24 protein-coding genes and 1 tRNA gene are annotated in these 21,621 nt (G+C 63.5%); 10 read left to right on the forward strand and 15 right to left on the reverse strand.

Annotated features, from left to right (window positions below; translation table 11 throughout):
• Positions 1-73: 73 nt before the first annotated feature.
• The 7 genes from R3P93_RS18670 to R3P93_RS18700 all read right to left on the reverse strand — a co-directional run bounded on the left by R3P93_RS18670 (position 74) and on the right by R3P93_RS18700 (position 5,474).
• Positions 74-523, reverse strand: coding sequence for a DnaB-like helicase N-terminal domain-containing protein (locus R3P93_RS18670; protein ID WP_241260137.1), 450 nt, complete (start codon positions 521-523; stop codon positions 74-76).
• Between the two features lie 109 nt (positions 524-632).
• On the reverse strand, positions 633-938 hold the full coding sequence (locus tag R3P93_RS18675; protein WP_094650935.1) for a hypothetical protein: 306 nt from the start codon (positions 936-938) through the stop codon (positions 633-635).
• A gap of 175 nt (positions 939-1,113) precedes the next feature.
• On the reverse strand, positions 1,114-1,680 hold the full coding sequence (locus tag R3P93_RS18680; protein WP_094650936.1) for a hypothetical protein: 567 nt from the start codon (positions 1,678-1,680) through the stop codon (positions 1,114-1,116).
• A gap of 439 nt (positions 1,681-2,119) precedes the next feature.
• Complete coding sequence (locus R3P93_RS18685) at positions 2,120-2,995, reverse strand: DUF2637 domain-containing protein (protein WP_094650937.1); 876 nt, start codon at positions 2,993-2,995, stop codon at positions 2,120-2,122.
• Complete coding sequence (locus tag R3P93_RS18690; protein ID WP_094650938.1) at positions 2,992-3,342, reverse strand: hypothetical protein; 351 nt, start codon at positions 3,340-3,342, stop codon at positions 2,992-2,994. The genes R3P93_RS18685 and R3P93_RS18690 overlap by 4 nt, the downstream gene beginning before the upstream one ends.
• On the reverse strand, positions 3,342-4,130 hold the full coding sequence (locus tag R3P93_RS18695) for a ParA family protein (RefSeq protein WP_094650939.1): 789 nt from the start codon (positions 4,128-4,130) through the stop codon (positions 3,342-3,344). The genes R3P93_RS18690 and R3P93_RS18695 overlap by 1 nt, the downstream gene beginning before the upstream one ends.
• Before the next feature lie 1,131 nt (positions 4,131-5,261).
• Positions 5,262-5,474 carry a helix-turn-helix transcriptional regulator gene (locus R3P93_RS18700; protein WP_230074464.1) on the reverse strand — a complete coding sequence of 71 codons (213 nt, stop codon included), beginning with the start codon at positions 5,472-5,474 and terminating at the stop codon, positions 5,262-5,264.
• A 124-nt stretch (positions 5,475-5,598) separates the two neighbouring features.
• Here R3P93_RS18700 and R3P93_RS18705 point away from each other — a divergent pair, with 124 nt between their 5' ends.
• On the forward strand, positions 5,599-6,231 hold the full coding sequence (locus R3P93_RS18705; RefSeq protein ID WP_094650940.1) for a helix-turn-helix domain-containing protein: 633 nt from the start codon (positions 5,599-5,601) through the stop codon (positions 6,229-6,231).
• Positions 6,224-7,438: a tyrosine-type recombinase/integrase gene (locus tag R3P93_RS18710; protein WP_094650941.1), complete on the forward strand. Its 1,215-nt coding sequence runs from the start codon at positions 6,224-6,226 to the stop codon at positions 7,436-7,438. The genes R3P93_RS18705 and R3P93_RS18710 overlap by 8 nt, the downstream gene beginning before the upstream one ends.
• A gap of 164 nt (positions 7,439-7,602) precedes the next feature.
• Here R3P93_RS18710 and R3P93_RS18715 read toward each other — a convergent pair.
• Positions 7,603-7,677 (reverse strand) — tRNA-Thr (locus R3P93_RS18715).
• Between the two features lie 92 nt (positions 7,678-7,769).
• Here R3P93_RS18715 and R3P93_RS18720 point away from each other — a divergent pair.
• Complete coding sequence (locus tag R3P93_RS18720; protein WP_094640838.1) at positions 7,770-9,233, forward strand: threonine/serine exporter family protein; 1,464 nt, start codon at positions 7,770-7,772, stop codon at positions 9,231-9,233.
• Between the two features lie 10 nt (positions 9,234-9,243).
• Here the strand turns inward: R3P93_RS18720 and R3P93_RS18725 are convergent, their stop codons facing one another.
• On the reverse strand, positions 9,244-9,504 hold the full coding sequence (locus tag R3P93_RS18725) for an MbtH family protein (RefSeq protein ID WP_008710007.1): 261 nt from the start codon (positions 9,502-9,504) through the stop codon (positions 9,244-9,246).
• A 90-nt stretch (positions 9,505-9,594) separates the two neighbouring features.
• On the reverse strand, positions 9,595-10,404 hold the full coding sequence (locus R3P93_RS18730) for an alpha/beta fold hydrolase (RefSeq protein ID WP_068055951.1): 810 nt from the start codon (positions 10,402-10,404) through the stop codon (positions 9,595-9,597).
• 92 nt (positions 10,405-10,496) lie between these two features.
• On the opposite strand from R3P93_RS18730, the gene R3P93_RS18735 reads away from it, so the two are divergent.
• Both R3P93_RS18735 and R3P93_RS18740 read left to right on the forward strand, forming a co-directional pair.
• On the forward strand, positions 10,497-11,024 hold the full coding sequence (locus R3P93_RS18735; RefSeq protein ID WP_317533754.1) for a general stress protein CsbD: 528 nt from the start codon (positions 10,497-10,499) through the stop codon (positions 11,022-11,024).
• Between the two features lie 30 nt (positions 11,025-11,054).
• A complete protein-coding gene (locus R3P93_RS18740; RefSeq protein WP_317533755.1) occupies positions 11,055-11,708 on the forward strand; it encodes a hypothetical protein in 654 nt (217 codons plus the stop codon).
• 134 nt (positions 11,709-11,842) lie between these two features.
• Here the strand turns inward: R3P93_RS18740 and R3P93_RS18745 are convergent, their stop codons facing one another.
• The 4 genes from R3P93_RS18745 to R3P93_RS18760 form a co-directional block, all read right to left on the reverse strand.
• The gene (locus R3P93_RS18745) at positions 11,843-12,331 is read right to left on the reverse strand and encodes an FBP domain-containing protein (RefSeq protein ID WP_269596695.1); all 489 of its coding nucleotides are present in this window, start codon (positions 12,329-12,331) and stop codon (positions 11,843-11,845) included.
• 1 nt (position 12,332) lies between these two features.
• Entirely contained in the window at positions 12,333-12,899 is a 567-nt protein-coding gene (locus R3P93_RS18750; RefSeq protein WP_068055939.1) for a TetR/AcrR family transcriptional regulator, read from the reverse strand.
• Positions 12,900-12,968: 69 nt separating this feature from the next.
• Positions 12,969-14,717, reverse strand: a complete 1,749-nt coding sequence (locus R3P93_RS18755; RefSeq protein ID WP_317533756.1) for an ABC transporter ATP-binding protein — start codon at positions 14,715-14,717, stop codon at positions 12,969-12,971.
• Positions 14,714-16,462, reverse strand: a complete 1,749-nt coding sequence (locus R3P93_RS18760) for an ABC transporter ATP-binding protein (RefSeq protein WP_317533757.1) — start codon at positions 16,460-16,462, stop codon at positions 14,714-14,716. The genes R3P93_RS18755 and R3P93_RS18760 overlap by 4 nt, the downstream gene beginning before the upstream one ends.
• Before the next feature lie 105 nt (positions 16,463-16,567).
• Between R3P93_RS18760 and R3P93_RS18765 the strand changes: the two genes are divergently transcribed.
• From R3P93_RS18765 to rsgA, 3 genes are all read left to right on the forward strand, one after another.
• Positions 16,568-16,747 (forward strand): hypothetical protein, encoded by a 180-nt coding sequence (locus tag R3P93_RS18765; RefSeq protein ID WP_068055931.1) that lies wholly within the window; start codon positions 16,568-16,570, stop codon positions 16,745-16,747.
• 51 nt (positions 16,748-16,798) lie between these two features.
• Complete coding sequence (locus R3P93_RS18770; RefSeq protein WP_094686889.1) at positions 16,799-18,247, forward strand: alpha,alpha-trehalose-phosphate synthase (UDP-forming); 1,449 nt, start codon at positions 16,799-16,801, stop codon at positions 18,245-18,247.
• A gap of 141 nt (positions 18,248-18,388) precedes the next feature.
• The gene (gene rsgA, locus R3P93_RS18775) at positions 18,389-19,399 is read left to right on the forward strand and encodes a ribosome small subunit-dependent GTPase A (protein WP_269596698.1); all 1,011 of its coding nucleotides are present in this window, start codon (positions 18,389-18,391) and stop codon (positions 19,397-19,399) included.
• Position 19,400: 1 nt separating this feature from the next.
• On the opposite strand, the gene R3P93_RS18780 is transcribed toward rsgA, so the two are convergent.
• Positions 19,401-19,631: a hypothetical protein gene (locus R3P93_RS18780; protein WP_317533758.1), complete on the reverse strand. Its 231-nt coding sequence runs from the start codon at positions 19,629-19,631 to the stop codon at positions 19,401-19,403.
• Between the two features lie 159 nt (positions 19,632-19,790).
• Between R3P93_RS18780 and R3P93_RS18785 the strand changes: the two genes are divergently transcribed.
• Positions 19,791-21,206, forward strand: coding sequence for an MFS transporter (locus R3P93_RS18785; RefSeq protein WP_269596699.1), 1,416 nt, complete (start codon positions 19,791-19,793; stop codon positions 21,204-21,206).
• Positions 21,203-21,607, forward strand: coding sequence for a MarR family winged helix-turn-helix transcriptional regulator (locus R3P93_RS18790; protein WP_068055912.1), 405 nt, complete (start codon positions 21,203-21,205; stop codon positions 21,605-21,607). The genes R3P93_RS18785 and R3P93_RS18790 overlap by 4 nt, the downstream gene beginning before the upstream one ends.
• The last annotated feature ends 14 nt before the right edge of the window (positions 21,608-21,621 follow it).

Genomic DNA, 21,621 nt, shown 5'->3' on the forward strand with positions numbered 1-21,621 from the left:
ACGACCCTGTGACTGAGATGCCTTTTACGCTTTGAGCTGGATATTCATGACTCAGAACAGCACGGGATCCAGATTAGTACTCTTCCGGCGCTTCCTCGGCGATCTGCTGAATTCTGATCCCTGCCTCGAAGAAGCTGCGTCGGTAACTTTCCGACAGGACCATGCCGGCGTAGTCGGTTGCCGATGCTCCGCATGCGTTCGCTGCGGTGACGTCGGTCAGTGTTCGACGCAGCCGTGCACCGCGGTGTCCACTGGCACCTGACCGGACAAGAACGCCCAGAACACTCGCGGGGTCGTGTGGGAGGTTGTCGATGATCAGCCCCTGCACGATGCCATACAGCTCGCGATAAACGGGATCGTGGAAATCGTTGGCCTGCAATGACGCTGCAATGCGGGCGGCCTCGTCGGTGTCCTGCAACCACATCAGTGCGCAGATGACCAGTGCTTCCGATGCCGTCTCCGGATGGTCCGTCAGATCAGCGTGATCGTCGTCGGTGGGTTCGACTGCTCTCAACGGGGTCATCTGTTCGCCTCGTTTCTCTTTGCGGGTCTGTTGCGGGAGAACTGGATTCGGTACTCCGGTGGCGCTGTGCTTGGTTATGCCGCGTTGGTCGTCATTGCGGAGGTGTGGGTCAGATGTAGAGAAGGTTCGGTGGTGCGGTGCCGTCGAACTGCTCGAGGCTGTCGAGGACGGCGTTGTAGTTCTCGGGCCTGCAGCTTCCGAGTCCGATGATGAGGGCACAGGTTCCGTCGAGTGTGACGAGGTAGGACGGCGGCGTTCCGTTGTCGGACGATGCGTGCTCGCGTGCGTCGAGGAGGGCGACACGGACGGCATCGGCGGCGGCGCGTTTCGCACCTTGGAGATTGGGTTCTGCTCCGGTTGCGGTAAGAATTTCGGGGTTGTCCTCGGGGTGTGTGGTGACGGTCCAGGTGATCATCGTTTGGTTCCTCGTCGCTCGTGCCGGCCAGCTGCTTCTAATCGAGCGTCACACGAGGTCCGTAACAAAGCGTTCGCTGCGGAGGCGGTCAGGCGAGGGTGTGGATAACTGTGGTGTCGAGTCAGCCTGTGGATAAACGACGTTCGGCCCCGGGGTTGGGGCCGAACGTGTGGTACTAGACGTCGTCGAAGACATCGAGGAGTTTGGCGGGGTCGCGACGGTAGCGGCTGCCGTCGAGAAATACTCCGACGGCAGCACGGTGAACGCGTCGGAGTTCGGCCATCAGGGTGTCGTACCCGATGCGGTCGGTGATGCGCCACGTGACAGGTCCCATGTGCAGGTCTACCCAGTGGATGGTGCGACGTTGTTCGGAGCTGTAGCGGTGGTGCGGCACTGCTGTGTGTTCGGGGCTGTCGAGCCACAAGACGGAGATCGCAGCGGCCCCGAATTCTGCGCCTGGTTGGGCGGGGTGGGGGGCTTGTCCATCGGCTCCGGCAAGTGCGGCCCGGACGGTGGCAAATCCGGTGATGACTGCGGATACTGTTTCGGCGCTGCGGAAGGTCATCATGACGTGACCTAGTGCGACGATCATCTGCGCTTCGTCGGTTGCTGCGGAGGTGGCGGTGATAGTGGCCTGTTGGGGTCCTGTGACCAGGACGGTTGTGTGGGTGACAATTCCGGTGGTTCGGGCGTTGTGTGCGGCGGTGGTCCGTCGTCCTGTGCTGGAAGTACTCTGCGGCATGTCGGGCTCTCTTTCTGTTGCGGGACCGGCTCCCCCGGCCCTTTCGCTCTGCCAATTTCTTTTGCCGTCATCTGGCTCGAAGAAGAGAAGGCGGCGCACTGGACCGGCGTCCTGGCCCTGATCCGGAAAGTTTTCAGCCGCAGGCGCTTTGAAAAGTTTTCGGAGCCCATCGGGCCGGAGCAAGGCGGAGTCAGGATTAGGTAAGACGGGTCAGGGTGTTGCATGCTCGACCGGAGCCAGATGTGCGAAGGAAATTGTTCTTTCGCAGTGCGAAGCGCAGCGGAGCTCTATCCGGAGACCGCCGGAGGTGGTCCCGGGGCAGCACACGTTTCGACGCAGACTGAGCCACCCGAGGCGACCACCTCCCAGCCATCGACAGCCTGGGGCGATTGCGCGGGAGCGACGGAGAGCAACAAAGCTCGATATCGCGGCAGCCCTTCTATTCTGCGGACATGCGGTCACGCTCGCTGGCTGGCGTGTCATCGAATTCGGCTTGCCCATCCGGGTGGCCCTCGCGGATCCCCGCGGTGACTTCTTCCCACTTCCGATATCGGCGCATCGCGGTCGATGCAACGGAGCCGTCCGTTTCTTTACCGATTCGTGCCCACGACCATTCGCGGTGTGCGTGTCGGAGCCGCGCTGTTTCCGCAACTTCCGGTGTGAGGTCGTCTACTTGCAGTCGAGGCGAGTCCGCCGTGTCGACGTGTTCTCCCCACGTGCCGTCTTCGCCCTCTGAGTGATCCCGGCTTGGGCTGGGGCCTTCGTGGCTGAAGTCGGTGTCTGTCCAGTCCCGCTCCGCTGTGGCAGCACTTGGAGCGAATTCCACTCTGACGGCTCCGCGAGGCGCACGAAGTATGACGGCCAGCACTTCGGTCATCGCAAGGAGCGCAATAGGTGCGATGGTGGCAATACCCGCCGAGACGACGGCCGGAAGCAAGGTCGCACTCAACACTGCGTGGTACGGGTTACCCGCAATCGACGCCGATGCGGCAACACGCAAGATCGTGACGACGAAGCGACGGCCCTTGATCGTGCGGTTGTCCGTGTGGTTGGACAGCGCTATGGCTGTCACGGTTGTCGAGACGATCGCCCCGTCCAACACGACTGGAATCACCCACGCTTCGCCGGGACCTATCCCAGCCCTCACCGCGAGATCCCGCAACACAGCGAAACTGAGCCAGAAGGACGCCCCGGCGATGCCAACTGTCAACGCAATGGCTGTTGCCAGGGCCCACTGCAAAATCGCTGGATGCAGCGCAACGACATCCGACGGCTTCGTTGTCAACGGGATTGCCGCTGAATGTGATCGGCTCATCGGATTCTCGGTCCTCGTGCGAGAGGGCCGGTTCGTTGCGGGAAGGGCGCACCGTCGTTGAATCTGTGGCGCAACAACTCCAAATACTCTTCGATCGCCGCATTGACGAGATCCGACGGGCCCCGCGGCGCGCCGGGTGTTGCGGACAGTGCTTCGGCTGCGTTGAGAAGATCGTCGACGGTGGACTGGTAGAGGTAGTACGAACGCTTCTGTTTTGCGTTGTCCGGTGACGGTTGCGCACCGGTCTCGGCCGCCGAAACGGTGTCGGGTGCGTGCTGCGTGTGCTCCGGCGGGTCGACCGGGCTCGACCCGGCGAGTGCGCTCTTCATACGTTCGGGGCGGCCCATCACAGGTGTCCCCTCGTGAGCAGCGAAAGTGTGTCGCGGTAGATCGTCGACAGGCTGCGAGATTGTGTTGTCCCCCAGTCGATCAGGCTGGTTTGGGCCTCCATCGAGTCCTTGATGACAACACGTTTGGGTACGGCATCGCCGAGAACGTTGATGCTCGCGGCGATCTCGATCAGTTGTTCTCGACCGCTGATTGTCGCGATCTCGTGAAGGTTGACGATCGCCCCGAGCATGTCGAGGTCCGGGTTGTAGCTGCGCTTGACTGCGTCGATGGTGCGCAGTAGCCGCGCGAGTCCATTCGCTGAGAACAGCGCGGACTGAGTCACGACGACGGCGGCGCGCGCTGCCACAAGGGCGTTGATGGTCAGCAGATCGAGGCTAGGTGGGCAGTCGATCAGGACCACGTCGTAGACGCCTCGCACGACGTCGATTGCGTCGCGAAGCCGCCGCTCTCGGCCGGCACCGGCGACGACCAATTGATCGCGGACATAGGCCAGGGACTCGTTTCCCGGCGACGTGGGTACCAGGTCTACGCCAGGCCAGATGGTGGGGACAACAGCATCGGCGATGGTCGCGTTCGACGACTCGGCGAGTACGTCGGCAACACCGACATCGTCGCTCTCGAGCTCGGTCCTGGTCAGGACTGTGCTGGCGTTGCCTTGCGGATCCACGTCGATAACGAGTGCTCGCTTCCCCGCTTGGGCAACGGCGTAGGCGAGGTGAAAGACGGTGGTGGTCTTACCCACGCCGCCCTTCTGGTTGCAGAACGCAAAGATGTCAGCGGGCATGGTGGGTCTCACTTTCCATGGATGAATGGGACGAACTGGCGGTATTGCGGGTATGGGACGTCATGCACGCCTTGGAACCGAGGGATGAGTCGCACCCTGTAAAAGGGTCGGGTGAATTACAGGTGAGGGGCGCGATGCGTGAGTCGCGTGCCATAGGCGAAAGACGCGCCATAGTGGCATGAGAAGCATTTACCAACAACACATCCCGAGCTTGACTCTCTACCTTTGCAGGCATTGGAGGTATGGCCACTGCGGGATGTATGACGCCCGTCGCCAGCGAGTCATCTGAGGCACTCTTTGCGGGTAATTCAGGTACGTCAGTTTTGCGGAACGCCGCCGCACCGCTAGCGGGAGCGGCCTGCACCGGCGAACTGCCGCGCTCGAGCTGAAGCAGCCAAATATGTTGCTCTGCTTGGATCTTCACGGAATCGACGTTCACAACGGATATGAGTAAGCGAGCGGCGTGGACTGAAAGATCGAGGCCTGCATGACGGTTCGTCATGCAGGATAACTTGGTCATGTCAGCATTGCAGATGGGTCGAGAACTCAATTGGTACCTCCATAGTGGTGACGTATGAAAGACAAGGGACTTCGTTCGTTCCCTCCGGACCCCCCATGGCCCCTGAGCCAATTTCCGCACCCACGTTGTCCGCTCCACGCCCGATAGCCCCGCGCCTCAGTGGGCGCGCGGCTAATCGGTATCGCCACCGGTTCGATGATCAGTCGAGCTGGTGGTGCCTCGGGGCCGGTCTCCGAGGATTTACAAAGGGTGCACAGGCCGGCGGCAGGCTGGTGTTACGTCGGGCTCTGCCAGAAAACGACGCTGCTGCGGCACATCAGGCCTTGCTAGGAAGTCCCGTAGCCAAGGCTTGTGCGGCACGAGCAGAAGAACTCGACCGCGCTGTCGCGGGTCAAAACATGCGTCATCGCCCGCTCGGCCCCTGACCTAAATCGAGGGCGGAGAACGGTGACTCGGCGAAATGTCTTGAATGACTTATCAAGACGCTCTATGATCGGTGGCGAAGCTCCTTCCTCACGGGTTGTGGTTTCGACGCCCTCGGCCTCGGTGCTGGTAACACTGAGATTTTCCGGGGGCGTTTCAGTTTCCTGAGGGACAGTTGGCTCTCGGCCTCACGCGACGCCTGAGCTGGCGTCGGATTGCGCCTCGAGACCTTCGATGTACTCATCGATGGCCGTATCCGGGATCAGCCGGCGCTTGCCGACCTTCACGCTCCGGATTTCTCCGGACGCGATCTTGTTGAAGAAGTTGGAACGTCCAAGTCCCGTGCAAGCCATAGCCTCCGGGACAGACAACAACCGTCTGGGCATCTTCAGCACCTCCACTGAATTGTGTAGTAGAGCCACATTCTGCAGGACATTTCTGGTCAGTCCACGTGGTTCCACCACAGAGTACCAAGTACGTAGCCATCCCACAACGGGGAGACATTCTCCGCTAGACTGCGTAACCATGACGCAGTCGTGGGCGGAATCGATCGTTGCCCGGGTCGCCTCGGAAGTGCGCCGACTTCGAGGTAAAGACCACTCCGCTCTGTCCGCAGCAAAGCTTGCCGACAGGACGGTTGACTTCGGGTGGGGGATCTCGCGATCTGTAGTCGCGGACTTGGAGACCGGACGAAAGAAGAGCTTGGACGTCTCGGAACTCTTGATTTTGGCTGCGGCACTGGGAGTCTCACCAGCACAACTGGTCTATCCGGACCTCCCCAAGGGAAGAGTCGAAGTACTCCCAGGGCTCCAGCAGGAGTCTCACGATGCCCTCCGCTGGTTCAGCGGGGAGGCTGGGCTGATGCGGCCGAGCTCCGAGTGGACCGAGGAGGAATCCGACGCTCCTTTCGAAATGTGGGTACGTGACACCTTCGACCCGAAGAACGATCGCGTTGGGATCACTCGTGAATGGCTTGATGCGTTGAAGGCGATGCGGCGTGCTCGGGTGCAGCTCCGAAGCGGCCTTTCCAAGAATGAATCAGCTGAGCACATCGAGTCGATGCAATATCTGTACGAGGATGCTCGACGGCGTTCGGAAGAGCTCTTTAGACGGATGACCGAACTGGGCATGAACACGCAGGACGAAGAGGATGGCTAGGCAGCAACTGCCGCCACAGATCAAGAAGATCTACGTCACCAATCGGTCTACAGGCAGTACCGAGTTGCGGTATCAAATGACCGTCGACGCTGGTGGTGCCGACGCCACCGGCACCCGGGCGTCGAAGCGAACGCAGTTGCGTCGTCGATTTCTTACGGAGAAGGACGCTCGCGCAGCCCTATCCAAGGTGCTCGAGGAAGTCTCGAAGGGGACATTCGTTCCCTCCTCGACCACCACGGTCGAGGAGGCTTGCGCTGAGTGGCTTGCCGGACGACGCGTACGAGAGTCCACTAAAGCCGCGTACACCCATGCCATTCAACCGCTGCGCGATACTTACGGCGCGCTAGCGGTGCAGAAGTTGACCAAAGGTCACTTGGACGCTCTGGTGAACGATCTGTTGGCCGGCCGCTCGGTCAAGCCCGATGGCCAACTGCGACGTCCGTGGAAGGCCACTTCGATCAATCCGATGCTCAACCTTGTAAGCGCAGTCCTCACCGGGCTGATGCGAGAAGGGCGATTGGTACGAGACGTTGCCGCGCTCGTCGACCGCGCGCCCCGTGTGCACGTCGAGATGCAGACATTCACGGAGGACGAAGTGCAACGCCTCCTGGAAGCATCGACGTGCGATCGGAACGGCCACGCTTGGCTGCTTGCTCTGAGCGGCCTCCGACGCGGTGAGCTGTGCGGGCTTCGATGGAACGATGTCGATCTTCACGCCGGCAGCCTGACAATCAACAACACGCGAGTCTCGGTCAATGGACGTGTCGTAGAGGGCCCTCCGAAGACAGAAAAGTCCAAGCGCACGCTTCCCCTCACACCAGCCCTAAAATCCGCACTCGAAACTGCACACCGCTTGCAGGGTGTGGAACGAAAGAGCTCGACCTACGTCGGCCCTGGCACCTACGTCGTGTCCGACGCTGTTGGGCGACCTTTCCATCCCGATACGGTCAGCGACTATTGGCGCAGGCTATGCACCAACAGCAAGGTGTCCGACATCCGCCTCCACGACGCCCGCCACACGTGTGGGACTCTGCTGCACCTTCAGGGTGTGCCGATTGCCGTCATCTCGGCATGGCTTGGGCACTCGGACAACGCATTCACAATGCGCACCTACGTCCATTCCCAGAACCATGCGCTACTGGGCGCAGCCGACACTTTGCAGTCACTCGTCCAGCGTCGCGACGAGCCATCCGACGATGCGCGTTGACCGGCGTTTGTCCGCAACCGTCCACATAGGAGCAGGCGGTCTCACCAGGCGCTGTTCCGGCGAGTTCTGCGGCACTTGTGACATTCTGTGACACTGAGCTCGCCTAATCGGCAATGAATCTCATTACTAGTAGCTCAAAAAGCCAGTTCAGAACCCTTTTTCAGTGGAGCCTCCTAACGGGATTGAACCGTTGACCGCTCGCTTACAAGGCGAGTGCTCTACCGCTGAGCTAAGGAGGCAGTGAAGCGAAGCCAGCATATCCGTTCATCGGACGCTCAGTAACAACAGGTACCTTGTCCGTGGATCACCCCAGCAACGTGTAAAGACGGTCATGACTTTCCTGCAAGACCTGACGGCTTCGCTGAGCCGTCTCACCGGTGAGCGTCGGGCCACCATCGATACGCCGACCGCAGCACCGTCGCCCCTTCGTCCGATCGATCTGACCGACGATGCGTCGGTTGCGGAGGTGCTGGACCTCGCGGTTCGCGTCGGCGAAGTGCTGTTGGCCTCGGGCACGGCAGCGATGGATACGGCGACTCAGGTGCAGTACATCGCCGCGACGTACGGCCTCGCGCGATGCGATGTCGATGTCACGTACAACTCGATCACCCTCAGTGCTCACCGGGGCCCGACGCGTCCTCCGGCGTCGACGATGCGCATCGTGCATTACCGCTCGATGGACTTCACGCGGCTGGCCGAGGTCGACCGTCTCATTCGCGCTGTGCGCGTGAAGATGGTGCCGCCGAGCGCGGCGCTCGAGCGGCTCGACGAGATCACCAAGGCTCCGCACCCGTACAACCGGTGGATTGCGACGCTGGCGTGGTCGGGCATGGCCGCTGCCATCAGTGTGTTGCTCGGCGGTGGCGCGTTGGTGGCTGTGGTCAGCTTCCTGACGACGATGGTGATCGACCGCATCGGACGCGTCCTCAACCGTGCGGGCCTGCCGTTCTTCTTCCAGCAGGTTGTCGGCGGCTTCGTGGCGGCGACACCGGCGATCACGCTCTACAACTTCCAGGACCAGCTGAACATCAGTATCTCGCCGTCGCAGATCATCGCGGCCGGGGTGATCGTGCTGCTCTCGGGGCTCTCGCTCGTCGGCTCGGTGCAGGATGCGATCACCGGTGCCCCGATCACGGCGGTGTCGAGATTCTTCGAAGTGTTGATGATGACGGGCGGCATCATCGCCGGCGTCGCGACGTCTCTGCGGTTGGCAGCGCTGATCGGCAGCGATCTGCCGCAGATCAGCAACCTGGCCCCACCGGACATCCTGCAGGTCCCCACCAAGGTGATCGCCGGCGCAGCAGCGTCGCTGTTCTATGCACTGGCCTGCTACGCCGAGCGTCGTGCGTTGACGGCTGCCTTCATGGGCGGCTTCGCGGGATCGCTGGTGTATCTGCTCTCGCAGACGCTCAATGTGGGACCGATCATCGCCTCGGCCATCGCTGCCACCGTCGTCGGATTCGCGGGTGGTCTGTTGGCTCGTCGTGCGCTGATTCCGCCGTTGATCGTCGCCGTCGCGGGCATCACTCCCCTGCTCCCCGGCCTGGCGCTGTACCGCGGTCTGTACGCGATCCTCAACGACCAGCTACTGCTCGGCATCAGCTCGTTGTTCGCCGCGTTCGGCGTCGGCTGCGGCCTGGCCGCCGGTGTGACTTTGGGTGAGTGGGGTGCCCGCACCCTGCGTCGACCACGCATCATCGCGCGCACGGAAGAACTACTGCGCCCGACGCTTCGCCGCACAGAAGAACCGCGCCGACCGACTGTTCGTCGGCGGCGCGGTACGAGTCCTTCGTAAGAGGCGGAGCTCAGGCCTCTGTGCTGGGGGTTCCCTCAGCGGATGCGCGTGCAGCAGCGTCGGCCTCCATGGCCTCACGCAGGCTGCGCGGACGCATGTCGGTCCAGTTCTTCTCGACGTACTCCAAGCACGCGGCGCGGGTGTCTTCACCGAAGACGACACGCCATCCCTGAGGGACCTCGGAGAACGTCGGCCACAGCGAATGCTGGTCTTCGTCGTTGACCAGCACGAAGAAGCGTCCGTCTTCGTCATCGAACGGGTTGGTACTCATCTCGCCTCACTCGTCGCGAACGTTTGGTTGGTAAGTCTGCACCGTGAGGTGCCACACGACCCTAGCAACGCAGGTCGAGCCGTGGTGCCGTCAGGCCTTCAAGAAGCCGAGCAGTTCCGCATTGACGGCCTCGGGGCGCTCGAGATATCCGTAGTGCCCGGCGTCCGCTATTTCGACGTACCGAGCACCGGGGATGGCGTCGGCCAGTTCCTTGCCCAAGTACGGCGGGATCATCCGATCGTCGGCGAATCCGACCGACAGGCACGGCACCGACACGCCGCGGTAAGCCGCAGTTCGATCGAAATCGTCCTCCATGCCCAGCTGAGCGCGCACGCCGGCGGACGGCGAGGAGGCGGAGAACTCGAACAGGTCGAGCCAGTCGCGTGCCCCGCGAGAATCACGCAACGTCGCAGGCGACAGGTTCATCACCGCTGTCACCGCAGCCGAATAGGTTCCCGGGAGCTCGACGCGCTTGTCGTACAAGGCTCGCTCGCCGTTGGCGAGAGTCTTCTGAAATTCGTCGACTCGGGCGTGGCCGGCGAGGAAGACCGCTTTGCGAACCAGGTCGGGCCTACTCAGAGCGAGCTCCTGCGCGACGCGTGAGCCCATCGACGTTCCGACGACGTAGGCCTTCTCGTCGCCGTTGCGAACGAGTTCGATCAGGCCGGCAGTATCGGCGACCATGTCCTCCATGGTGATGCCGTGCGTGCTCTCCGACGACGGAGCGATGCCGCGATTGTCGAAAGTGCACACCCGGTAACCCGCTGCTGTGAGAGCGGGCACCTGATGCAGCTCCCACACACGGCCCGGGCTACCGGTGCCCATGATCAGAACTACCAGGTCTCCACTGCCCTTGACCTGGTAGTTCAGGTCGATGCCGTTGATCTTGGCGATAGGCATACGTCTCCTTACTGCTGATTCGTCCGTCGGGGATCGTATCGTCCGACACCGACACGGGGTTACTCGAACAGCCAGTGGGTACCTGGTGTTACATGACTGACGAGAACGTAGCGGGCGAAGCACGCAAGGGATTGCTCGACGGATTCAAGGGCAAGGCCAAAGAGGTCGTGGGCGCGGTGACCGGCAACGACTCGTTGACGGCCGAGGGCCAATTACAGGCTGCTCAGGCTCGTGAACACAAGGAGGCCCAGGCCACGGAGCGGGTCGCCGAAGCGCAGGCCACCGAAGCCGCCGAGGAACTGGCCGACGTTCGCACGTCAGCCGAAAGCCGCCGAGAGGCCGCAGAGGAGAACGCCGCGGTCACCGAGGCGCAGGCAGATCGGGTGCGTGAGACGCAGGTGGTCGCGGCCGAGCAGAACAAGCGCGAGACCATAGCGCAGGAGCGCGCTGCCGCTGAGGTCGACGCGACCGCCGAGCAGATCGAGGCCGAAGAGGACCGGCGCATCGGGCAGGCTGCTGCGGACTCCGACGAAATGGTGGCCGCACAGAAGCACCAGGAGGCGCTTCGTCAGGCCGAGGCCGATCGCAAGAAGGCCGAAGAGCTCCGCAACCAGGCCTGAACCACTACTGCAAAACAGGAGTTTCGTTTCATGAGTGTCCTAGCCATACCGATGACCATTCTTCGCATCCAGTACAAGATCGCTCGAATTCCGTTGCAGCTCATCGAGACCAACGTGGTCGAGAAGATGAATGCGGAATCACCCGCGCGCCTGGTGTACGAGCACACGCTCGGTTCACTGGACCGTGCCGTCGGAAACCTGTTGGGAGACAAGGGACTCGCCGATCGCGGCGAAACCCTGGTCGACAGCACCGAGAACCGTGCCGAAGCAGCGCGCCTCGACGCCGAGGCTCGGGCCAAGAAGGCCGCAGCCAACGACGAACTGAAGGTGGCTCGCGAGACCGCCGAGAAGGATCGCCGCGCAGCCGACGCCGCCGCCCAGGAATCCGCACGTGACGCCCGCCAGGAGGCCGAGCAACGCAAGCGCGAGGCCGCTCAGGATGCCGAGCGTGAAGCCGCCGCCAAGAAGAAGAAGGCCGACGAGCAGGCCGCTGCCACCGCGAAGGCCGCAGAGGATCGCAAGAAGGCGCAGCAGGCTCAGGTCGACAAGCAGGAGAAGCCGGCCGCCGCGCCGTCCGAGGCCGAACTGGCCGAGGCCGCCGAGCGTTCCGACGAGGCCGCCGCCAAGAAGGACGAGGCGGAGCGCATCGAGAAGCTGTTCATCGCAGAGAAGAACAAGGACTGACTTCGGTACTGTCGGCGAATTACCGATCTCCGGCAGGACCTCACACCCTTTTTGCCGACTGCGCGCCCCTACTCGCATCAGAGCATGGGCGCGCAGTCGTCAATTGGGGCGCGCGCTCCCCGCCCACCACTTGATCAATCGAGGACGCGGGCGAGAAACGCAGTAATGTTGTCTTCGACTGCCGCGGTGCGGGTCTCGACATCGAAGTCTTCCTTGAATTGACGGCCCAACGCGGGAGTCTTCTTCTTTCGCGCGTAGAGCGAGCACGCGAGGTCCGAGCAGATGTAGGTACCCACCGTGTTGCCGCGCCTGCCGGATTCGCCTGCTTTCGCGGCAGCCATCAGCGAGACCCCACCATTCGCGTGTGTGGTGAGGCAGATGCTGCACATCTGCGCTGTGCGTGGCCCACCGACTTTGTAGCGCAACGAGATTCCACACAGTCGATCCGCGGAAGGAACGACGATGTAACTCCTCCCGGCAAGCTTGGGATCGACCCAACCGAAGAAGTCGAGATCACTCCACGGCACAGCGTCGAACATCTCGGGAAGGGAGAGCCTTCCAGCGTCCCCCTTGGACGAGTTGACGAACGACGACCTGATGTCGCGCTCGGAGATCGGTTCCATGTCACTGCCTCCAGTGCTGTAAGAGTGTGTCGATTCCGTCGAGGATGCGAGCCCAGGACTGCTGCGAGTCGGGCGCACTGTGACCGAACGAGCCCGACGCATCGAGGCTGGCATAGCCGTGAAACACACTGCCGAGCAATCGAACTGCGTGCACCTGATCCTCTTCACCGAGGTCGTACCCCCGGAGGATCGCTTTCATCATTGCCGAGTGACGCACTCCCGCACTCGCAAGAGCAGTCTCGTGATCGAGTGGAAACTGCGTCGCCGCATAGCGACCGGGGTGCTCCCGCGAATAGTCGAGATACGCGTTGGCGACGGCCACCAACGCGTCCTTGCCCGCTCGGCCTGCCAGCGCCTCGGACACCCGATCGGCCAGTTCCTCCAACGCCAGCAACGCGATCCCGACGTTCAACTCGTGCGCGTTCTTCAGGTGCGAATACAGGCTCGCCACTTTGACGTCGAAGCGTCTGGCCAGCTCACTGGCGGTGACGCGATCGAAGCCGACCTCATCGGCCAGATCCGCTCCTGCTGCCACGATGCGCTGCGCGGTCAATCCTGCGCGTGCCATAACGGCCTCCTCGTTCTTTCGAGGACACCGTATCCAAACCTAATAGCTATAGGCAAATTGCTAAAGCAATCAGCGACCCTGCCACGCCTCCCACAGCTGTGCGTATCGTCCACCGGCCGCGACCAGCTCCTCGTGCGGGCCCTGTTCCAGAATCTTCCCGTGTTCGAGGACCACCACGCGGTCGGCGGCAGCGGCCTGCGTCAGCCGATGCGCGACGATCAACGTGCTGCGCCCCCTGGTCGCTGCCTCGGCCGCAGCTTCGAGATCTCGCGCACCGGAACTGCCGGCCTCTGCGGTGGCCTCGTCCAACACTGCGACGGCCGGGTCGGCGAGAACCAAACGCGCCAAGGCCAATTGCTGCGACTGTGCCGCGGTCAACTGGCGTCCACCCTCGCCGACGGCGGTGTCGAGGCCGTTCTCGAGCGCCTCGACCCACGCCCACGCTCCGACGGTGCGTAGTGCGGCTTCGACGTCGTCACGACCGGCATCCGGGGCGGCAAGCAACACGTCGTCGATCAATCGGCCGGCGAACACGTGCACTTCCTGGCTGACTATCGCGACGTGTCGTCGCAGGCCCTCACTGCCCAGCGCATCGAGTGATGCGCCGCCGACCCGTACCGTCCCCGACGTCGACGCCATCGAGCCTGCCGCAATAGCTGCAATCGTGGATTTGCCTGCGCCGGTGGATCCGACGAGCGCGACGGTCTCCCCTGCGCGGACCCGCAGGTTCACTCCGTGCAGAACCTCGTGGCCGGACTCGTACTCGTGCCGCAGATCGGTGACGTCCAAGGTGGCATCGGACGGCACGGAACCGTCGCCGACGGGTCGCTCGTCGGGGATGTCGATGACGCCGACGAGCCGGGCCAACGAGGCTCCCGCAGACTGGATGTCGTCGAACGTGAACAGCAGGGTGCCGATCGGATTGAACAGTCGGTGGAACAGCAGCGCCGCAGCGGTCGTCTCACCGACGGTGACGTTATCGCCTCGCACCAGCAAGAATCCGGCCAACAGGATCACCGACAGTCCGACGCATTCGGCGCGATTGCTTCGAGATCCGAATCGGGTGAACAAGCGGAACACGTCGACGCCGATGTCGCGGGCCTTCGCGGATGCTCTGTCGATCTCGCTCAGGTGTGCCGACTCGAGTCCGTACGCACGAACGGTTTTCGCGCCCTGCATGCTGCTGACGAACGACTGCGCTCGCTCGCCCATCGCCACGCGCTCGGCCGCGTACTTCGGTGCCGAGCGCGGCAGATACCAGCGCAGCGCGAGGACGTACATCGGCAGCGCGACGAGCCCCGCCAGGCCGAGCCGCCAGTCGATGCCGAGCATCGTGATCATGCTCAGGCATACGAGCAGGAACGCACCGACGAGCTGCGGGATCACCTCACCGATCGACTTGGCCATCACCGCGACGTCGTCGCCCACCCGGGAGAGCAAGTCGCCCTTGCCCACTCGCTCGAGCGTGGCCACCGGCAGATGCAGCGCGCTGCGCACGACGGCCTCGCGCAGCGACGCCAGAATGCCCTCACCCAACGTGCTGATGAGATAGCCGCTGAAACCGGTGACGATGCCGCCGACAACCGCGGCCACCGAGATGACGACGACGACCCCGACGATCGTCGACGAGTCGGCCCCGTCGCGGACGCGGTCGACCAAGACCCCGAAGACATAGACCGGCACCAGCGACATCGCCGCTGCAAGTGCGCCGAGAAGCAGCGTGACCGCCGTGCGCGCCCGTCGTAGTTTCAGCTGTTCCAGCAACCACCGACCGGATCGGGCTCCGGTGGCGATCGGAAGAAGTTCGGGGGTGGTCATCGCAGCACCGCGTCCTTGTACTGCGCGTCCGAGGACGCGAGATCGTGGTGCGTTCCCTCGGCGACGACGCGGCCGTCGTCGACGACGAGAACGCGATGGGTCACCGACAGCAGCGCAGGGCTGGTGGTGATGAGGATCGTTGTCTGCGATGTTCTTTCGGTGTGCCGGAGCTCGGCGATGCCGCGGGCGATGGCGTGCTCGGTGACGGCGTCGACGGCGGTGGTGGGGTCGTGCAGTACCAGGACCGGGGCGTCGACCGACAGCGCTCGCGCCAACGCCACTCGCTGGCGTTGGCCGCCGGACAGGCTGGCTCCGCGGTCGGTGACGGCGTGATCGAGTCCGGCATCGTGCAATTCGACGACGTCGGTGGCCGCGGATGCCTGGAGCACTCGGTCGAGTTCGGCGTCGGGCCGCTCCCGCCCGGCGGTGACGTTGCTGCGGACGGTTCCGGCGAACAGGTCGGTGAGGTGCGGCTCGACGAGAACGGTCTCGCGGGCGCGTCGAAGATCGATCTCTCCCGCCGGAATGCCGCCGACGCGAACAGATCCGGTGTAGTCGGCGTCGGAGATCTGGCCGGACAGCAATGCAGCGAGCGCCTCCCCGTCCTGCGGCCGGTAGGCGACCACGCCGAGCATCTCGCCCGGTTCTGCCCGGAAGGTGAGGCCGTCGAGCGATCGGAACCGAACGCTGTCGACGCCGAGATCGGTCGCCGCGGGCACCGCGGATTCCGACTGCGGCAGAACGTGTTCCGCACCGAGCACCAGGGCCAGTCGGTCGGCCGATCCGCGCACCATCGCCACCACACCGGGAATCCTCGCCAATCCGGTCAGGGGTTCGATGACGAACTGCGCAAGGCCGATGACAGTGATCAACTCACCGACCGAAATTCGGCCCTGTAGCGCGAACCAGCCGGCGGTACCGGCGATCCCGACTGCCAGCAACGCGTTGACCGTTGCCGACAAGCCCTGATAGACGTTGTTCGCGCGAGCCAGCTTCAGAGTCGCCGCCAATGCCGTTCTGCTCGACGTCACGGATCGCTCGGTCGCGGCATTCTCGGCACCGATGCCACGCAGCGGCCGGACACCGCTGACCAGATCGGTGGCCATACCCGACACACCGGCGATCCGGGCCTGCTGGGCGGTGGCTGCGCGGGTGACCAGTGGAGCGAGGCGCTGCAGCGCGATCAAGATGACCGGGGTCCCGATCACGACGGCAAGGCCCAGGGGAACGTCGATGATCAACAACGCCACAGCCGATGCGACGACCGCGACGGCCGACGCGAAGACCCGGGCGATCAGATCGAGGATCCACGACTCCTTCTCGGCGTCGGACGTCGAGACCGTCAGCAACTCCCCCGCCGACAGCTCGGTACGTACACCCCGCGGATCGAGGACACGACCGGCGACCTCCACGCGCACCAGATGCGCCTCCCGCTCGATGGCGACGACGATGATGCGGGCACCGATCCGCCACGCATACGACAGGGTGACGAACAAGGCCGCCAGACCGACCAGCGAGACGATCATCGCCGTCACATCACCGGTGTCGATGGCCCGCGAGACGATGAGTCCGATCGCCACCGGGACCATCGTTTCGCACAGTTGATGCACTCCGAACAGCAGCGACGAGACGATCAGTCGGGTGCGATGGCGTCGGACGGTGCGTCGCAGAATCGCGGAGCCGGTGGCCGGAGAAGGCTCCTCCACCACTGTCCGAGCATGGCGGAGCGGCACAGAATCGGTCATTTGCTGCAGCCTATGGCATCGGCAAGTGGCGATGGGACGCCACATTTACATAGAGTCGGGACCAACGAACACCGTGTAAGCCCAGCAGAGAGTACGGAGAACACCATGCCTGCCAAGACTTCGACCGACAACGACATCGCCGACGAAGACATCGTCCCACTCGAGTACGAGACGGCCAGCCAGGCTCAGCGCGTCGTCGCGGCCTACGCAACCGATGCCGACGAATGCCGCATGTTGCTGTCGATGTTGGGTATAGATCCTGTTGTGAAGGGCGAAAGCGAGTAGCACCTTCGCAGGACTGGCTCCCCCAGAGATCTACAAGCGGATTGGACAGTTGTGGCTGACGCCTCGCAGGGTTCGGATTTTGTCGTCGTAGCCAACCGGTTGCCGGTCGATCTGGAAAAGCTTCCGGACGGAAGCACCCGATGGAAGCGAAGCCCCGGCGGGTTGGTCACCGCTCTCGAACCGATCCTGCGCGCCAACAAGGGTGCCTGGGTGGGGTGGGTCGGTGTCTCGGACGTCGACGTCGAGCCGTTCGTCGAGGACGGCCTGCAACTGCGTCCGGTCACGATCAGCGAGAAGGAATACACCCAGTACTACGAGGGCTTCTCCAACGCGACGCTGTGGCCGCTCTATCACGACGTGATCGTCAAGCCGGAGTACGACCGCGACTGGTGGAACGCCTACGTCGAAGTCAACCGCCGCTTCGCCGAGAAGACCTCCGAGGCTGCAGCACAGGGCGCGACGGTGTGGATCCAGGACTACCAGCTCCAGCTCGTTCCGAAGATGCTGCGGATGCTACGCCCCGACCTGACTATCGGGTTCTTCCTGCACATCCCGTTCCCGCCGATCGAGCTGTTCATGCAGATGCCGTGGCGCACCGAGATCGTCGAAGGACTGCTCGGTGCCGACCTCATCGGTTTCCATCTGTCCGGCGGCGCGCAGAACTTCCTCTACCTCGCCCGACGCCTCGCCGGGGGAACCACGTCCCGCGGAACCGTGGGAGTGCGGTCCAAGTTGGGCGTCGTGCAGGTCGGCTTCCGAACCGTGCGGGTCGGCGCGTTCCCGATCTCCATCGATTCCGGTGATCTCGACACCAAGTCTCGCTCCAAGGCCGTCCGTGATCGCGCGAAGCAACTGCGCAAGGATCTGGGCAACCCGAAGCGCATCATGCTCGGCGTCGATCGACTCGATTACACCAAGGGAATCGACGTTCGGCTCAACGCGTTTCGCGAACTGCTCGAAGAGGGCCGCGTCGATCCCGCCGAGAACGTCATCGTGCAGTTGGCGACACCCAGCCGGGAACGCGTCGAGAGCTACGTCGCCATGCGCGGCGAAATCGAGCAGCAAGTGGGCCGGATCAACGGCGAGTACGGCCAGGTGGGTCATCCCGTGGTGCACTATCTGCACCGGCCGATCCCCCGCGACGACCTGCTGGCCTACTTCGTCGCTGCCGACGTCATGCTGGTCACTCCGCTGCGTGACGGCATGAACCTCGTCGCCAAGGAGTACGTGGCCTGCCGCAGCGACCTCGGTGGCGCGCTGGTGCTCAGCGAATTCACCGGTGCCGCAGCAGAACTGCGCCAGGCGTACCTGTGCAACCCACACGACCTGGACAGCGTGAAGGACGCGATCATCGGCGCACTGGAGCAGGAACCCGAGGCAGGCAAACGCCACATGCGTGCCATGCGCAGGCAGGTGCTCGCGCACGACGTCGATCGCTGGGCCCGCTCCTTCCTGACCGCACTCGCAGCGCCGGCGGAGGGCACCAACCTCAGCCGATAAATCGCTTTCCCGATACCGTCGACGGCTGCTACTTTGCCGTCGACGGTTTTTTCGTGCATCGAGACAGTGAGGAGGTGGCATCGTGGCCACCCGGACATCGACGGACCCGAGCCCCCGTTCCTCCTCCCCCAAGGACCTCGCATGTCTCCACTCGACCACTACGGCCTCGATCAGCACTGGCTGACCGAATTCGAAAAGCTCTCCCAGAAAACAACTCTCGCCCGCGTCGTTCGCGTCGACCGAGGTGAATTCGACGCCGTCACCGACAGCGGCATCGTCCGCTGCACCGGCACCGGTATCTGCACCGGAGATTGGGTGACACTGGACTCGTTCAGGCTCGCCGCTACCCTCCCTCGCCGCACAGCCATCGAACGCGCCTCCGCCGGATCCACCTCCGACACACAGGTTCTCGGAGCCAACGTCGACACCGTCGTCGTCACGGTGGCGTCGGACACCGCCCTCGATCTCGGTCGCGTCGAGCGCTACATCACCCTGGTCTGGGGCAGCGGCGCCGTTCCCGTGGTCGCGATCACCAAGACCGACAGCGGTAGCGTCGCCGAGGAGTTGGTGCTGGCCGCCGCGCCGGGTGTGGAGGTGTGCACCACCAGCGCGGTCGACGGCAGCGGAATCGACTCACTGACAGCACATCTGCGCGGAACGGTCGCGTTGATCGGGCCGTCGGGATCCGGAAAGTCGACGCTCGGTAACGCGCTGCTGGGTGGTTCGGTTCTGGAAACCGGTGCCACTCGGTCGGCCGACGGCAAAGGCAGGCACACGACGGTGCGTCGAGAATTGGTGCCGATCCCGTCCTCTGCCCTGGTGCTGCTGGACACCCCGGGCTTGCGTTCGGTGGGCGTGCAAGGATCGGAAGACGCTGTGGCGAGCGCCTTCTCCGACGTCGACGAACTCGCCGCACTGTGCCGGTTCGGTGACTGCGCGCACGAACACGAACCCGGCTGTGCGGTGCTCGCCGCCGTCGACGCGGGCGAGCTCACCGAACGAAGGTTGGGCAACTACCGAAAACTGTTGCGCGAGAATGCCTGGGCGATGTCGAGGCAGGACGCCCGTGCTCGCAGCCAGAAGTTGCGGGAGTACAAGCAGATCTCGAAGTCGCTGCGCGTCAAGTACGCCATCGACGGCAGAAAGCGGTAGATCAGCTCTCGTCGAACAGTGAGGGACTGTCGGCCTCTGCCTCGGCCTGCCGGGCCGAACTCTCACCGTTCGACGCCTTCCGCACCACCTCGACCGTGGTGGTACGTACCGACAACCGATGACCGTCGTGATGCTCGAGCAACGCCAGACCCTGACGGATCTCGAGCACCTTCCACGGGCCTGCATGCCCGGACGCCTGAACCAGGTCGCCTGGTGCGATCTCGGAAGCCACTGTTGTTCTCCATTCACCGAGCAAGCAATTCGGAGTCGAGCAAGTCTGTGACACACACCCTATCGGGCGCGCCCTGCCCGCATCTCACTTGCTCGTCGAACAATTTAGGAGTACTCATGTAATAGTTATAGAAATACAAGCATTATCGCGGAGGTGAACGTGGCCGAGTTGACTCGACGACACCGGTATCTCGTGCTCGGCATCTGCTGCTTGAGTCTGTTTCTCGTCAGCACCGACAACACGATCGTCAACGTCGCGCTGCCGTCGATGCGCGCAGATCTGAATGCATCGGTATCGGGTCTGCAGTGGATCATCGACGCATACACGCTGGTCGTGGCATCACTGCTGATGCTCGGCGGCTCGATGGCCGACAAGTACGGCCGCAAGCGCTTCTTTCTGATCGGCACCGGAACGTTCGTCCTCGGCTCCCTGCTGTGCAGCGTCGCACCGTCGCTCGGTTGGCTCATCGCCTTCCGCATGCTGCAGGCCGTCGGCGGCTCGATGATGAATCCTGTCGCGATGTCGATCATCACCAACACCTTCACCGATCCGAAAGAACGTGCCGGAGCCATCGGAATGTGGGGTGCCGTCGTCGGAATCTCGATGTCGGCGGGCCCGGCGCTGGGCGGCATCCTCGTCACCGGTGCCGGCTGGCAGTCCATCTTCTGGATCAACGTCCCCGTCGGGATCTTCGCTCTGGCGATGACACTGAAATTCGTCCCGGAATCGAAGGCCGAGCACTCACGCAAGTTCGATCCGGCCGGCCAATTCCTCATCTTCGCGTTCCTCGTGTCCCTGGTGTTCACCATCATCGAAGGTCCCGCGAAGGGGTGGGGATCGCCGCTGATCGTGTTCACCGGTGCCGTCGCCGTCGGCTCTCTCGTCGGGCTGCTGGTGGTCGAGTCGCGAATCGAGGAACCGCTCATCCAACTGAAGTTCTTCCGGAGCGCGCCGTTCAGCGGAGCGACGGTGATCGCGGTGTGCGCGTTCGCTTCTCTCGGCGGATTCCTGTTCCTCAACACCCTCTACCTGCAGGACGTGCGCGGGTACTCACCACTGCACGCCGGTCTGTACACGCTGCCGATGGCGTTGATGACGCTGATCTTCGCGCCGATCTCCGGTCGCATCGTCGGCACCCTCGGAGCGCGTATCCCGCTGCTCATCGCCGGAATCGGCTTCGTGGCCTCGGCGCTGATGCTCACCCGACTGACTCCGACGACGTCGTTCGCGTGGCTTGCGGTGGCGTACGTGATTTTCGGAATATCCTTCGGCATGGTCAACGCCCCGATCACCAACACCGCGGTGTCCGGAATGCCGCGCAGTCAGGCCGGAGTGGCATCCGCCATCGCGTCGACGAGCAGGCAGGTGGGTCAATCACTCGGCGTGGCCGTCGTCGGATCCATCGTCACGGCGAGCATCGTCGGCGAGATCTCCGACGGCTTCACCGCCGCAGCAGTTCCGGCGTGGTTCGTCATCGCGGGTGCGGGCGTGGTCGTCACCGTGCTCGCCGTGGTCACCACCGGCAGGTGGGCCCGCTCGACCGCCGATCGAATCGACCAACCGGTGCTCGTATGACCGACTCGGAGGCAGCCCTCGTCTGGCGCGAGATGCGCGCGCTGATGCTCGAGAAGCACGACACCCGCCGAGCCGTCGCCGACGCCACCGGGATGAGCTTCCTGCGAGCCAAGCTGCTCACCAAGTTGCTCACGGGCGATCGGACGGTGACCGAGTTGGCCGAGATTCTTGCGTCCGATGCGCCGTACATATCCCTCAACGTTCGCGAGCTGGAGAAACGCGACTTGGTGATGCGCACCGAGGATCCCGACGATCGCCGACGCCGCATCATCGGACTCACCGATGCCGGACGCCGGCTCGCCGCGAAGGCCCGAGCGATCGCCGACGCCCCGCCGCCGGAATTCACGACGGTATCCGCCGAAGACCTGGCGCATCTACGACGGATTCTGCAGCTGCCCTGATTGCTGGGCTTCCC

Origin of the sequence: Rhodococcus cerastii, from assembly GCF_033042195.1 — a bacterium.
Lineage (GTDB): Bacteria > Actinomycetota > Actinomycetes > Mycobacteriales > Mycobacteriaceae > Rhodococcoides.

What these genes read in the sequence shown, in the direction of transcription:
- R3P93_RS18670 (WP_241260137.1), bottom strand. Translation starts at nt 523, where the DNA reads ATGACCCCGTTGAGAGCAGTCGAACCCACCGACGACGATCACGCTGAT.
- R3P93_RS18675 (WP_094650935.1), bottom strand. Translation starts at nt 938, where the DNA reads ATGATCACCTGGACCGTCACCACACACCCCGAGGACAACCCCGAAATT.
- R3P93_RS18680 (WP_094650936.1), bottom strand. Translation starts at nt 1,680, where the DNA reads ATGCCGCAGAGTACTTCCAGCACAGGACGACGGACCACCGCCGCACAC.
- R3P93_RS18685 (WP_094650937.1), bottom strand. Translation starts at nt 2,995, where the DNA reads ATGAGCCGATCACATTCAGCGGCAATCCCGTTGACAACGAAGCCGTCG.
- R3P93_RS18690 (WP_094650938.1), bottom strand. Translation starts at nt 3,342, where the DNA reads ATGGGCCGCCCCGAACGTATGAAGAGCGCACTCGCCGGGTCGAGCCCG.
- R3P93_RS18695 (WP_094650939.1), bottom strand. Translation starts at nt 4,130, where the DNA reads ATGCCCGCTGACATCTTTGCGTTCTGCAACCAGAAGGGCGGCGTGGGT.
- R3P93_RS18705 (WP_094650940.1), top strand. Translation starts at nt 5,599, where the DNA reads ATGACGCAGTCGTGGGCGGAATCGATCGTTGCCCGGGTCGCCTCGGAA.
- R3P93_RS18710 (WP_094650941.1), top strand. Translation starts at nt 6,224, where the DNA reads ATGGCTAGGCAGCAACTGCCGCCACAGATCAAGAAGATCTACGTCACC.
- R3P93_RS18720 (WP_094640838.1), top strand. Translation starts at nt 7,770, where the DNA reads ATGACTTTCCTGCAAGACCTGACGGCTTCGCTGAGCCGTCTCACCGGT.
- R3P93_RS18725 (WP_008710007.1), bottom strand. Translation starts at nt 9,504, where the DNA reads ATGAGTACCAACCCGTTCGATGACGAAGACGGACGCTTCTTCGTGCTG.
- R3P93_RS18730 (WP_068055951.1), bottom strand. Translation starts at nt 10,404, where the DNA reads ATGCCTATCGCCAAGATCAACGGCATCGACCTGAACTACCAGGTCAAG.
- R3P93_RS18735 (WP_317533754.1), top strand. Translation starts at nt 10,497, where the DNA reads ATGACTGACGAGAACGTAGCGGGCGAAGCACGCAAGGGATTGCTCGAC.
- R3P93_RS18740 (WP_317533755.1), top strand. Translation starts at nt 11,055, where the DNA reads ATGAGTGTCCTAGCCATACCGATGACCATTCTTCGCATCCAGTACAAG.
- R3P93_RS18745 (WP_269596695.1), bottom strand. Translation starts at nt 12,331, where the DNA reads ATGGAACCGATCTCCGAGCGCGACATCAGGTCGTCGTTCGTCAACTCG.
- R3P93_RS18750 (WP_068055939.1), bottom strand. Translation starts at nt 12,899, where the DNA reads ATGGCACGCGCAGGATTGACCGCGCAGCGCATCGTGGCAGCAGGAGCG.
- R3P93_RS18755 (WP_317533756.1), bottom strand. Translation starts at nt 14,717, where the DNA reads ATGACCACCCCCGAACTTCTTCCGATCGCCACCGGAGCCCGATCCGGT.
- R3P93_RS18760 (WP_317533757.1), bottom strand. Translation starts at nt 16,462, where the DNA reads ATGACCGATTCTGTGCCGCTCCGCCATGCTCGGACAGTGGTGGAGGAG.
- R3P93_RS18765 (WP_068055931.1), top strand. Translation starts at nt 16,568, where the DNA reads ATGCCTGCCAAGACTTCGACCGACAACGACATCGCCGACGAAGACATC.
- rsgA (WP_269596698.1), top strand. Translation starts at nt 18,389, where the DNA reads ATGTCTCCACTCGACCACTACGGCCTCGATCAGCACTGGCTGACCGAA.
- R3P93_RS18790 (WP_068055912.1), top strand. Translation starts at nt 21,203, where the DNA reads ATGACCGACTCGGAGGCAGCCCTCGTCTGGCGCGAGATGCGCGCGCTG.